Raw genomic sequence first — 12647 nt, 5'->3', positions numbered from 1 at the left:
AGTATTATTTAATCGAGTTGATTACATCGTGTTTGGTAATGATGTGGTGTTTTCCGTTACCCAAATCAACCAGTACAGCCTGATTGTCTTTGTTGATTAACTTTGAAACTTCTTCAACAGAAGTACCCAACTTCACAATCGGGAATGGAGCGCCCATTACTTCTCGAATTGGTTTTTCAGAAACATTTTTATCGGCTACATAACTTTGAAACAAATCCGTTTCATCTACAGAACCCACAAAACCGTTCACATCAATAACCGGAATTTGGGAAATTTTGTGTTTGCGCATACGATCGATAGCGTGTGACACCAATTCTTCGGTACGAACTACCACTAACGGCTTGTCGATGTGATCCTGAATCAAATCTTCTGCTTTGGTGATTTCATCTTCCAAATAACCGCGCTCACGCATCCAGTCGTCGTTGAACATTTTCCCAACATAACGCGAACCGGAATCGTGGAATAAAACCACTACAACGTCATCCGGACCAAATTTATCCTTTAATTGCAACAATCCTTTGATTGCCGCTCCTGAAGAGTTTCCAACAAAAAGTCCTTCTTCCAAGGCTAATTTACGGGTGAAAACTGCTGCATCTTTATCGGTTACTTTAGTAAAGCCGTCGATTAAATCGAAGTTTACGTTTTCCGGTAAAATATCTTCTCCGATGCCTTCGGTTACATAGGAATAGATTTCGTTTTCGTCGAAGATGCCGGTTTCTTTGTATTTTTTGAAAACCGAACCATAGGTGTCGATTCCCCAAATCTTTACATTCGGGTTTTGTTCTTTTAAATATTTAGCAACTCCGGAAATCGTTCCTCCAGTTCCAACTCCTACAACAAAATGCGTTACTTTACCTTCGGTTTGATCCCAGATTTCTGGGCCGGTTTGTTCGTAGTTCGCTTTCGTATTCGATAAGTTATCGTATTGGTTCACATACCAGCCGTTTGGCGTTTCTTCCGCTAATTTTCGAGAAACAGAATAGTAAGAACGTGGATCGGTTGGTTCTACATCGGTTGGACATACGATTACTTTGGCTCCAACGGCGCGCAAAATATCCATTTTCTCTTTGGATTGCTTATCGGTGATTACACAGATTAATTTGTAACCTTTAACAATAGCTGCCAAAGCTAAGCCCATTCCTGTGTTTCCGGAAGTTCCTTCGATGATGGTTCCGCCTGGTTTTAAGCGTCCGTCTGCTTCAGCGTCTTCTATCATCTGCAAAGCCATACGGTCTTTACACGAATGGCCCGGGTTGAAATATTCTACTTTAGCCAGAACCAAAGCTGGAATTTCAGCTGTGATTTTATTTAATTTGACCATCGGCGTGTTTCCGATAGCACCTAATATGTTTTCTACGTATTTCATTTTTATAACAATTTCGTTTGCAAATGTATTGATAATTACATTGTTTCCAAAAAGTATGCGGCATATCTTCTAGCCCCGATGGAAGCAACTACCTTGTAGTGCGTACAGCGGGAACTAGGACCACTGAAAAGCCCTAACCTCTCGCTTCAAAAATTAACTAAAGAAATCCCAAATCACCCCAAAACGCACCATAAAGTCGCGGTACGGATAGTTGGGCGCCGTGTAATATTTGAATCCGGTGAAGCTGGAATTGAAATGCTCTGCTTTCAGGAACATTCTAAACGTGCGGACTTTGGCATTGATAAAAAAATCTAACATCGGGAAATCGCCAATTTCTTTTTGATTCTGGATATAGAATTCTCCCAACAACGGATTGTAATCGTTCGCTTTGTACTTAGTAAAATAGTTCAAAGTAACACCGGTTTGAATGAATAAGGCTTTCTTGAAAAAGTAATCGGAATAGTATAATGTATTTCGTGTGGTGAATTCCGGTACATTTAAAATATCGTCTTGTTGATCAACTTTCTGATACAGCAAAGTTGTATCAAAACCTAAAACCCAGAATCGAATATCTTTCGACGCTTTAACCGACATGTAGTTTATGGTTTGTCCGTATTGAAAAGGTTTCACGATCAGTTGTTCCGCTATTCCTTGCGTATTATAAACAGGATTTTCATTAGCAAAGAACAAATGGTCGTTTAAAACGGTGTATTGCAACGACGCGTCAAACCATTGCGTTTTAGCTTCTACTTCAAAGGAATTGATTTTTTCGTTTTTGAAATTATTATACCAGTTGTATTCAACGTAATCGCTTTGGTACAAGTTATAGTTCAAATCCGGAAGCTTATTCATATTTTGATACTTCAACTGAAATACATTCTTTTCATTCAAAGTATAGCGAACATTCGCTTCAATATTAGCCAACGACTGCTTGGTTAAGGAATTAGAGACTAATAAACTTCCTTTCCAAGCCTTTTTTTGGTAATTATACTGCGCGCCCCAAGTGTTAATTCGGTCATTCAACTTGTTGGAAACAAAACCGGTTGTTTGGTTAACGGTGCGGTAATAGAAATAATTATAATTGTAGTCTTCAACGAAAAACTGAAAATCACCTAATTTTTCATTGGAATAAGCGACTCCCAACTTATTGTACATACGATTGTAACGGGTTTTGTTATTAACATAAGAAGAATAACTATCTCCAAAACGCTCGTGCGCTGTCATTTTGTATTCAAAGAATTTGTTCTCAAAATTGAACTGATGCTTCACCACCAAACTGTTTGGATTGGTTTTACTTAAACGGAAAGCATGGTCAACAAAGAAGCGATTTCCTTTTAATAAGGATTCAGCATCCGTAAAATAAGTTTCCAAACGGGGACGCTCTTTATATAAGTCTTCACCACCTTCAAATTGAGACAAATCAGATATACCTCCATTTTCCTGATTCAAAACATCCTGAGCAGTAATATGAGCCTTTAGCAAATAGCGCTTATCGGTTGTTGTGTAACTGGAACCAAATCTGAAATTCCCGGTACTTGCCAATTGATTGGTATACTTTCCTAAAGAACGAAGTCCTTTATACGCGGCGAAGAAATTCAGATTTTTAGAAGTATTCAAGGTTATAAATGCGTCAAGATTCTGGCCTTGTTCCATAACCGACTTGAAATACATATCCGAATATGGCGTTGGAACATGATAATAGTTGATATCTTGAACTTCAAGGTAATTAAAGTGTTTCGCTTTAAAACCAAATTCTGGAAATGGATTAAAACGTGTTAATCCGAAATCTAAAGTGTTATAAGTTTGTCCTTCATTTACAAACTGTAACAACCCAAAGTTATCTTTACGTAAATAATTGAATTTGTATTCACGTTGGATGGTTAATGTGGTGTCAACGTATGTGGTATCGTTGTCTAAGGTGATGATTTTGTAGAGGTCTACCGGTGCTTTTACGACATTTTTCCTTTTAGTTCTAATACTATCTCCTTCATTAATACCAGCGTTTCCAATACCCATCAATTTCACTTGAGAATAATGAGCCAAAGAGAAAAACAAAAAAAATACAAAAAAAAAATTCTTCATTATTCTTAAGAAATATTGGCAAATATAATGAGAAAAAACAATAAAAAAAGCCCTTGACTAAACAAGGGCTAAAGATTATTTTTTTACAATTTTTTCTAAATGATTACCTTTTTCACTGATTAAGTTAAGCAAATATACGCCTTGTGTAAGTGAACTTGTGTCAATGGTAAAATTAGATTGATTTGATAATTTTTCAGATTTAATCAATCGCCCTTGAACATCGTGTAGCTCATACTTAACAAAAACAGCATCACCTCCTTCTATATTTAAAATATCTGATGCCGGATTCGGGTAAACACTTACTTTACCCATAACAAAATCACTTTGAGAAAGAACAGTTTGATCAAATCCTGAAATTACTAAACTATAATTCTGAGAACCATTAAGCAAAGCTCCTTTATGTGTAACCTGAACTGTATAAGTTCCAATTGCATCATCAACTTCAACCTTCTCGACGTTATCAACTAAATTATCACCTTTAATTGCAGGTGCAGAAACATCAGACAATTGAAGCTTCCACGGATAATAAACTTCCGCATTCTTAATTACTCTAACATCCAAATCATTCACCAAAGCTGGAATTGAAGAATTAAGTTGTCCATTCTGGCTTGCTCCCGGTGCATCTGTCCAACAAATAGTTGCCTTCAACTTTTTTGGGCTATTAACGGCAACATTAAAAGTATAAGTTCCTCCCTGAGAAAGATTCAATTCATTTACGATAGCTGTTTGAGTTGTGTTTACTGAGTTATTCAAAACAGTTGCAGCCTCTCTAGCATCAAGCAATCCATAACCAAATTTAGGATCAGGACCAACACTTGCAGCATCATCCAAAGCCGTATGACATACCAATGCCTTTACAGTGGATGCTCTCATAAATTCAGAAGGATGCAAGTTATTATAATGTTGCTGTAATAAAGCAATAGTTCCAGAAACATTTGGAGAAGCCATCGAAGTACCTGAAGCAGTTCCATACGAAGTAGTTGTTTCATACGATGTAGAATACAAGTTAGTACCATCCCCAGCAATATCTGGTTTAATCCTTCCATCATCAGAAGGTCCTTGACTACTTCCTGGATTAATAACTAAAGATGTCATAACTCCAGTAATAACATGAACACTTGGATTTGCATTAGCAACTATCAACGAGTTCTTCGCATTCTTATTGCCTGTCAATTTATCATAACCATTAGCAAGACCTCCTGTATAAGATGTTCCTCCTTCATTACCAGCAGACATAACAGGCAAATAATATTGATGATTATAAGTAAACTCATCCCAATCTCGTGCAACAGTACTATACGCCCCCATGTACCAAACAGGTAGCTCAGGATCATACGGTGTCCCATAAGAATGATTGGAAATCATTAATCCAAATTCCGTAACGTGATTGTTAACCTCGCCTAAATCAGCTGTCCAATCAAAAGATTTAATAAGTGACGCCGGAGCCATCCCCTTAGCAGAAGGTGTAGCACCTCTAGCTCCAATTGTCCCAGCTACATGGGTAGGATGAAAATCGGCAGCCGGTACTCCAACCGCATCTGGAGTAGTTACTTTACTAACTCCACTAATCATAAATTCGTTATGACTGCGAAGAACCCAGCCTCCATCCCACACACCTACAGTAATACCAGACCCGTCAAGTGACAATCCCATTGACCCTCCTGCATACAAAGTATTAGCTCTAACACTTCTTGCCGCCGCTGCATTTTCTGTTGCAATAAACAAAGGCTTACCCTCAAGAATATCAACTATTCTATAGCGTACACCCTCTTTGAAAAAATCTTGCTTAAGCCCAGGATTAGCCACCAAATAAGTTTCAACTCTTTGCTTACGAACCAATTCATCAACATTAAACTTATCCAGTAGTTCTTTACTTTTCGCTAAATCATATGTTCTTATAATCTTTTTTTGCTCATCGATGTTTTGCCCAAAAACCGAACAAACTCCTAATAAAGCAACAACTAATAATTTTATTTTCATATTCTTAAACTTAAATGTTCACAAATATACAAATATAATTATGGGTGCATAGCACAAAAAATAATAAGAACGTTAAAAAAAAGAATCGCTCCCAATGGGAGCGATTCAACAACTTTTAAAATATATAGCAATTACGGTAAGCTAAATGTAACTACATCTGAATCACCGAAAACACCATTTTTAGCAATCTCAGAAACTTCTTGACCATATGCATCACGTTTTGTCAAACGATAGTAACCATTCCCATAACCTGAATCCATACCGTCTGAATATTGATCGTAAGCTACAAAAGTATAGTCACCTGATGGCAAGCAAAAATCATTTGGTGTCTGAGGATACGCTCCAGAAGCAGCTGCATCTGTGTAAGGACCACCACTTGCAATAAGTGTCATTGTAGAATCATACAATTCCCATGTAGTCTCACTTCCATATCTGTCAGTTACAATTTCTACACGCAAACCATTATCATAGCATATTTCTTTGATAGTCAAAGTATGCTTTTTAGTAGCTGTTTGCAATGTACCAGCAGGACCATCACCAGTATATGTAGTTGCTAAAACTAAGCCTGGTTCTGATACAATCCCTAAAACAATTGTTTTCTGAGGAGCAATATTAACTCCAGTAACAGTAATGTCAATAGTTGCAACATTAGTACCTGCAGGAATAGTAACCGAAGTCGGAACCGTATAATTAGCAGGATTCATAGTACTAGAAGCATCTACAACAAGACCGATCTCTCTATCAAAGCCTTCAACTTTTGAAGTAGCAACTTTCACTTCTATTACTTTTGTTTCACCATCAGCAACATAGTCAGTTTTACTAGCCTCAAAACTCACATAATTCACCCCTCCTAGCGGATTGTCAGTTGATGATTCATCCTCACATCCAACAAACGCAGAAGAAAGTAATAAAACTGAAAATAAAAATTTTAATTTATTAAATTTCATCTTTTTACATTTTTAAATTAGTAATTAATTTTGTCCTGTGATGTTAGGATTATTATTCATCTCATTTAGAGGAATCTGGAATGACAACTCATCAATGTTATAAATGAATGATTCTCCAGAACGGAACACGTGATTAGTTCCTCTAGTTACAGTAGCCTGATTACGCTTCATTGCTAAATAACTTTTACCTTCACCCCATAATTCTATACGAGTCTGTAAATAAATAGCATCTTTTAAAGCTTGACCTGACAAAGGATCAACATAAGCGTCTGCATTAGCCATACCACCTAAACGGTTAGCCAACAACTCCTTAAGACGGTTCTTTGCAGAAACATCATCTCCCGTTTTTGCAGAAGCTTCAGCACTTAACAAATAAAACTCATCAACACGCATAAAAATATAATCCGTTGTAATAGTTTGCTGACCACCAGCTACTCTTCCAGGGTGGAAAAACTTATTAACTGGAAGTAAAGCCATACCTGGGTTAAATTGAGTTTTTCTAACGTCATTTGCAGGAATTAAAGCATACAAACCATTATCAATAGATTTTCTATCACCAGCAAATGCGTAGCTATAAGTATAATAATCCATTTGTCCCCACCAGTTAACTAATTGGTGACCCATAGCCTCTGTAATATCATATCCCCACATCCATGAAGGTGTAGCAACATCATTAAATCCAGAACCTGTACCTGGATAAGCTAACTCACCAGTCGATGTTAATGGATAACCCGCTGAAATAATTTCATCAGATAAGGTTTTTGCTTGAGCATAATCACCCATTGCCGCATAAGTATATGCTAATAAACCTTTTGCTACATCTTTATTAATTTGATGTTTCTGAAGACGATTGAAATCATCCAACATAGTAACTGCAGTATTCAAGTCACTAACAATCAAATCATAAATTTGAGATGCAGCAACTTTAGATGGCGTCACAGATGATGCCGTATATAAAGGCAAAATAGGCTGCGCAGGATCATATCCTCTTTGGAAATATTGAGCTAAATAAAAATAAGCATAACCTCTAAGAGCTTTAGCCTGTCCCATCATATGACGAGAAGATTCTGTAACAGGAACTGCATCATCACCTCCTAAAGTATTAATAACCAAATTGGATAAATTAATTACTTTGTAATAATATTCCCAAACAATTCTATTCTCCTCACGAGTATAATCTACCGTACTAACAAGATTTGCAGTATTTTGATACCATCCGTAAGTATTAGCAGACAATGCCATATCTCCTGTTAATATGTCAGACCAGATATCCATCCCTTTTTGACCTAAATCATAGTGACGTGTACCAGTTACAGGCATATCATCAGAAATATAACTATAGATACCATCAAGAGTACCCGCTACAATAGCCGGATTAAACTCCGAAGCATTCGCCATATCGACTTGCGTTAATGAACGATTGTCTCTAATCGGATCTAAGAAATCTTCGCTACATCCAACTCCAACAAGTGAAGCAGCAATCATTGAATAAATTAAACTTTTTTTCATATAATATATTTTTAGAAATCAACTTTAGCTCCAAAACTGAATGTTGTCATCGGCATATAAATACCTGAGTTTGAAGTACTGAAGAACGTAGTAGGATTAAACCCTTCTCTTGCACTTAAAACCATTAAGTTATCCCCAGACACGAAAATATTAAGTTTAGAAAGCATTAATTTACTTGTAAAACGCTCAGGTAGTGTATACCCTAATTTAACGTTGTTAAGTGATAAATAATCAGCTTTTGTTAAGAAACGAGTTGATTGTGCATTAACCTGAGTATCGTTAGTAGTGAAACCACTTGATAATCTCGGAACGTTAGTCACATCTCCAGGCTCCATCCATCTGTCTCTGATATCAGCATGATAGTTATTAGCCCCAATTAAGTCTCCATTATCCATTAATTGCGCATAACCATTATCATATGCATAACCACCAATACTATATCCAAACTGAGTTGTTAGATCAAAGTTTTTATAACCTGCATTTAAACGGAAAGCACCTCTAACATCTGGAATAGCAGATTTACCTACATATTTTTGAGTAGCCTGGCTATAGTTATTTGTAACTGTCTGTTTAACATTCGCATTTGGATTATCATGTAAATACAATGTCATACTACTGATTTGATTATCACCAGCATCAAAAATACCATTACCATTGATATCATCATAATTCATATTCCACAAACCTTCTCCAGTAGCAGGATCAACTCCAGCCCACTCTCTCATATAAAAATCAAAGATTGAATGTCCTTCAGAATAGTTACCATCAAGGATCTTTTTCTCTCCAGTAAAACGGTCTCTTGGCATCTCAACAATCTCATTCTCTAACAATTCACCATTAATTCCTAAAGATAAGCTGAATCCTTCAGGACTCTTAGCTTTAACTAAACGAGCTAAAACATCAAACTCTATACCACTGTTACGTAATTTACCATCGTTAATTTGAACATTAGTAAATCCACTTGAAGGAGGTAAAGCCTGAGTAAAGAATAAGTTAGAAGTATTTTTAACATAATAATCAACGTTAACATCTAACAAATTATTAAACCAAGTACTCTCAAAACCAACCTGAGCAATTTTTGAAGTTTCCCAAGTTAATTCAGGATTTGCTAAAGTAGAACTTTGTGTAAAAGAGTAATCTCCATTTCCGGTTTGGTTAATTGTGAAAATTTGCCATCCATAACGTAAACTCGTTCCTTGGTCTCCAATAACACCATAACTCGCTTTAAATTTCAAGTAGTTTAAGAAACTTACGTTAGACAAGAAATCCTCTCTTGAAGCAACCCAACCTAAACCAACTGAACCAAAAGTACCCCATTTATCTTCGATGAAACGAGACGAACCATCACGTCTTCCTGAAGCAGTAATGTAATATTTCTGTGCATAGTTATAATTCAACTGTGCAAAATAACTTTCCAAAGTCCATCCTAAAGTATAAGAATCTGCAGTACCATAAGGTGTAGTATATTGACTCAAATCTAATGAATTTGGATCAATAGCCTTAGTTTTAGCAGCACTCATATTCTTTTGTTGCCAATCAGTTGATTCGTGAGCAACAAAAGCTTCAATTCCATGCTTACCAAAAGACTTATTAAAACGTAATAATTGTAAAAAGTTCTGGTTAGTATCAGTAGTAAATGATTTTCCTAAATAACCAAATGTATCAGCACCAGCCCAACCACCATAATAAGGATTGTTTCTATTTGACTGATCATACGTTTGATATTGACCACTGTAACGAGTTTCAAAACTCAACCATTTAGTAATATCAACACCAATATTAAAGTTACCTAAGAAAGTAGCCGCATCAGTTCTATTCAAATCGTAATGAGCATCTGCAATACCATTTGTTAAAGTCCAAGATCTTCTACCAATACCATAATCATACTGATTTCCACCAAAAATTGGATCAGCAACTAAATTCCCAGCAGCATCTCTTAAATATACATCATAAATAGCTGGCGTAGTATTTGTCAATGCAAATATGTTTCCAGAAGAACCTGCTTGACCTTCATCACTTGATGAATTTGTATATCTACCTCCTGTATAAGCAATATTACCTCCTACTGTCAACCAATCTTTCGGTTTGTGCTCTAAATTAATTCTAGTAGAATAACGCTTATAACCTGAGTTAATAGTATAACCTTGATCATCTAAGTAACCAAAAGATGTTGCATAGCGAGTTTTATCGTTACCCCCACTAAACTGAACATTCACTTCACTTCTATAACCCGTACTAAAAGCAGCATCTGACCATTTTGTTGGATCATACTTACGAGAAACACCATTAGCAACTTTACCTGTAGCAGGATCAATAAGCACCGAACCATCAACATTCCAAATGTTATATTTTGGATCAATACCCAAAGTTCCAGCATATAAATTTTGACTTGCAAAATCAGCCGGATTTGGAACACCAGCTAAAGTTCCTCTTTGTTTTAAAGCACTCCAAGACAACTCAATATATTCCTCTGGAGAATCAATAACATCGTATTGCGGTAAAAACATTGTATTAAAACTTGATTTAAAATCAACAGTAATTACAGATTTACCAACTTTACCTTGTTTAGTTGTAATTAAAATTACACCATTAGCTCCTCTTGAACCATAAATTGAAGTAGCTGCAGCATCTTTCAAAACTGTCATACTTTCAATATCTGCAGGATTAATAGCACTCATATCACTACTAAATGGAGCACCATCAACAACATACAAAGGAGCCTGGTTACCATTAATAGAACCAAAACCACGAATACGAACAGTAGCATCACTACCTGGAGCTCCGCTTCCAGTAACAACATTAACACCCGCAACTTCTCCTCGAAGAGCCTGAGTAACGTTTGAAACCGTCTTAGCTTCCAAATTTTGCTTACTTACTTTTGTTGCAGTACCTGTATAGGCTTCTTTAGTTGTCTTACCATATCCAACAACCACAACCTCTTCAATCTGCTTAACATCAGCCGCCATCGTCACATTTACTTTACTCGCAGCTCCAACTGTAATTGTCTGGTCTGCCATACCAATAAATGAGAAGACTAACGCCTCTCCTGTTTTAGCCTTGATGGAATAATTACCATCCATGTCTGTTTGCGTTCCACGTGTTGTACCTTTTACAACAACGCTAACACCTGGTAACGGCAAACCTGCTTCGGTAACTGTACCAGTAATAGTTTTCTCCTGTGCGAAGGAAAACTGCATTGAAAACGCCAATAACAGCGTAAAAATCCATTTAAACTTCGATCTCATATTAAATTTATTTGAGTTAGTTATTTCGCAAACTTCTTAATAATTTCTTAAATAACCAAACAATCCCTCTTATTTTATGGCATTTTCTATATGTTAAAAAAGAAGAAGCTTTTAGAAATTCTTAACAAACATATATATAAGATATAAAAACAATAAAATGGTTGCGTGTATTTTTATATTTTTGCTAAAAAGATGTTACTTACAAAATTTTCTTCACACGAATTCGAAGCCGGCACCGACGAAGCCGGTCGCGGATGTCTAGCTGGACCCGTTACCGCAGCAGCTGTCATTCTACCCTTTGACTTTCAACATAGCTTATTAAACGACTCCAAAAAACTCTCTGAAAAAACAAGAGAATTACTTAGACCTATTATTGAGGAAACAGCAATTTCTTTTCAAGTAACCCATCTCGAGCCTCTAATTATCGATAAAATAAACATTTTAAACGCTTCGATTAAAGCGATGCAGGAAAGTATTATTCAATTAACACCAACACCAAATTATATTATAGTAGACGGAAACCGATTTAAACCTGTTAACGACATACCTTATAGTTGCATCGTGAAAGGAGACAGCAAATATTTAAGCATTGCCGCTGCATCGGTATTAGCTAAAACGTATCGCGATGACTATATGAATAAAATTCACGAAGAATACCCGATGTACAATTGGAAGAAAAACAAGGGCTACCCAACCGAAGAACATCGAGAAGCCATAAAAAAATACGGCACAACCAAATACCATAGAATGTCATTTCGATTATTACCCGAACAACTCACTTTAGAATTATAAAAAAAGGAAGTCAATTGACTTCCTTTTTATTATATCATTTCCGCTTCAAACAAATCTGAAAAATGGTTTAGTATTTTTTGCTTCACTTCTTCTTCTTCAACTTTAGCAACGCCCAACTCTACATGTAACGAAGTAACTGCTTTTCCTTTTATACCACATGGGATGATATTATCGAAATAACCTAAATCTGCATTTACATTTAAAGCAAAGCCATGCATGGTCACCCAACGAGACGCTCGAACTCCCATCGCACAAATTTTTCTAGCAAACGGTGTTCCGACGCCTAACCAAACTCCGGTTTCTCCTTCGCTCCTTTCACATGCTAAACCGTATTCTGCCAAAGTTAAAATTATCGCTTCTTCTAACAAACGTAAATATTTATGGATATCCGTGAAAAAGTTTTCCAAATCCAAAATCGGATAACCAACAATTTGACCTGGTCCGTGGTATGTTATATCGCCACCTCTATTAATCTTATAAAAGGTTGCTCCTTTTTCCTCCAACTGCTTTTCACTTAAAAGCAAATTCGACAAATCACCGCTCTTTCCCAAAGTATACACATGCGGATGTTCCACATAAAGAAAATGATTGTTCGTTATAATTTCAGGATTATCGCGTTTGGCAACTTTTTGCGCAACAATCTCAGCAAACAACTTTTCCTGAAAGTCCCATGTTTCTTTATAATCTTTTCGCCCCAAATCCTGAAGCAGCACTTTTTTATTCATC

At 36.3% G+C, this 12647-nt stretch carries 8 protein-coding genes; 1 reads left to right on the top strand and 7 read right to left on the bottom strand.

What is annotated here, in order from left to right:
* Positions 1-4: 4 nt before the first annotated feature.
* From RUH60_RS01555 to RUH60_RS01530, 6 genes are all read right to left on the bottom strand, one after another.
* Positions 5-1366 carry a pyridoxal-phosphate dependent enzyme gene (locus tag RUH60_RS01555; RefSeq protein WP_313804395.1) on the bottom strand — a complete coding sequence of 454 codons (1362 nt, stop codon included), beginning with the start codon at positions 1364-1366 and terminating at the stop codon, positions 5-7.
* 153 nt (positions 1367-1519) lie between these two features.
* Positions 1520-3448: a putative porin gene (locus RUH60_RS01550; protein WP_409559643.1), complete on the bottom strand. Its 1929-nt coding sequence runs from the start codon at positions 3446-3448 to the stop codon at positions 1520-1522.
* Positions 3449-3523: 75 nt separating this feature from the next.
* Positions 3524-5428 (bottom strand): S8 family serine peptidase, encoded by a 1905-nt coding sequence (locus tag RUH60_RS01545; protein ID WP_313804389.1) that lies wholly within the window; start codon positions 5426-5428, stop codon positions 3524-3526.
* 131 nt (positions 5429-5559) lie between these two features.
* On the bottom strand, positions 5560-6375 hold the full coding sequence (locus tag RUH60_RS01540) for a hypothetical protein (RefSeq protein ID WP_313804386.1): 816 nt from the start codon (positions 6373-6375) through the stop codon (positions 5560-5562).
* 24 nt (positions 6376-6399) lie between these two features.
* Entirely contained in the window at positions 6400-7884 is a 1485-nt protein-coding gene (locus tag RUH60_RS01535; RefSeq protein WP_313804383.1) for a RagB/SusD family nutrient uptake outer membrane protein, read from the bottom strand.
* Between the two features lie 11 nt (positions 7885-7895).
* The gene (locus RUH60_RS01530; protein WP_313804380.1) at positions 7896-11129 is read right to left on the bottom strand and encodes a TonB-dependent receptor; all 3234 of its coding nucleotides are present in this window, start codon (positions 11127-11129) and stop codon (positions 7896-7898) included.
* 192 nt (positions 11130-11321) lie between these two features.
* Here RUH60_RS01530 and RUH60_RS01525 point away from each other — a divergent pair, with 192 nt between their 5' ends.
* On the top strand, positions 11322-11921 hold the full coding sequence (locus RUH60_RS01525) for a ribonuclease HII (protein ID WP_313804377.1): 600 nt from the start codon (positions 11322-11324) through the stop codon (positions 11919-11921).
* Positions 11922-11950: 29 nt separating this feature from the next.
* On the opposite strand, the gene lipB is transcribed toward RUH60_RS01525, so the two are convergent.
* Positions 11951-12646 carry a lipoyl(octanoyl) transferase LipB gene (gene lipB / locus RUH60_RS01520; protein ID WP_313804374.1) on the bottom strand — a complete coding sequence of 232 codons (696 nt, stop codon included), beginning with the start codon at positions 12644-12646 and terminating at the stop codon, positions 11951-11953.
* Between the last annotated feature and the right edge of the window lies 1 nt (position 12647).

Origin of the sequence: Flavobacterium sp., from assembly GCF_032153895.1 — a bacterium.
In the GTDB taxonomy this organism is placed as follows: domain Bacteria; phylum Bacteroidota; class Bacteroidia; order Flavobacteriales; family Flavobacteriaceae; genus Flavobacterium.
The sequence above is the reverse complement of the archived record's forward strand: the minus strand, read 5'-3'. Positions and strand labels throughout refer to the sequence as shown.

Excerpts from the sequence above, each read along its gene's own strand:
- RUH60_RS01545 (WP_313804389.1), bottom strand. The coding sequence starts at position 5,428 with ATGAAAATAAAATTATTAGTTGTTGCTTTATTAGGAGTTTGTTCGGTT.
- RUH60_RS01530 (WP_313804380.1), bottom strand. The coding sequence starts at position 11,129 with ATGAGATCGAAGTTTAAATGGATTTTTACGCTGTTATTGGCGTTTTCA.
- RUH60_RS01550 (WP_409559643.1), bottom strand. The coding sequence starts at position 3,448 with ATGAAGAATTTTTTTTTTGTATTTTTTTTGTTTTTCTCTTTGGCTCAT.
- RUH60_RS01540 (WP_313804386.1), bottom strand. The coding sequence starts at position 6,375 with ATGAAATTTAATAAATTAAAATTTTTATTTTCAGTTTTATTACTTTCT.
- RUH60_RS01535 (WP_313804383.1), bottom strand. The coding sequence starts at position 7,884 with ATGAAAAAAAGTTTAATTTATTCAATGATTGCTGCTTCACTTGTTGGA.
- RUH60_RS01525 (WP_313804377.1), top strand. The coding sequence starts at position 11,322 with ATGTTACTTACAAAATTTTCTTCACACGAATTCGAAGCCGGCACCGAC.
- RUH60_RS01555 (WP_313804395.1), bottom strand. The coding sequence starts at position 1,366 with ATGAAATACGTAGAAAACATATTAGGTGCTATCGGAAACACGCCGATG.
- lipB (WP_313804374.1), bottom strand. The coding sequence starts at position 12,646 with ATGAATAAAAAAGTGCTGCTTCAGGATTTGGGGCGAAAAGATTATAAA.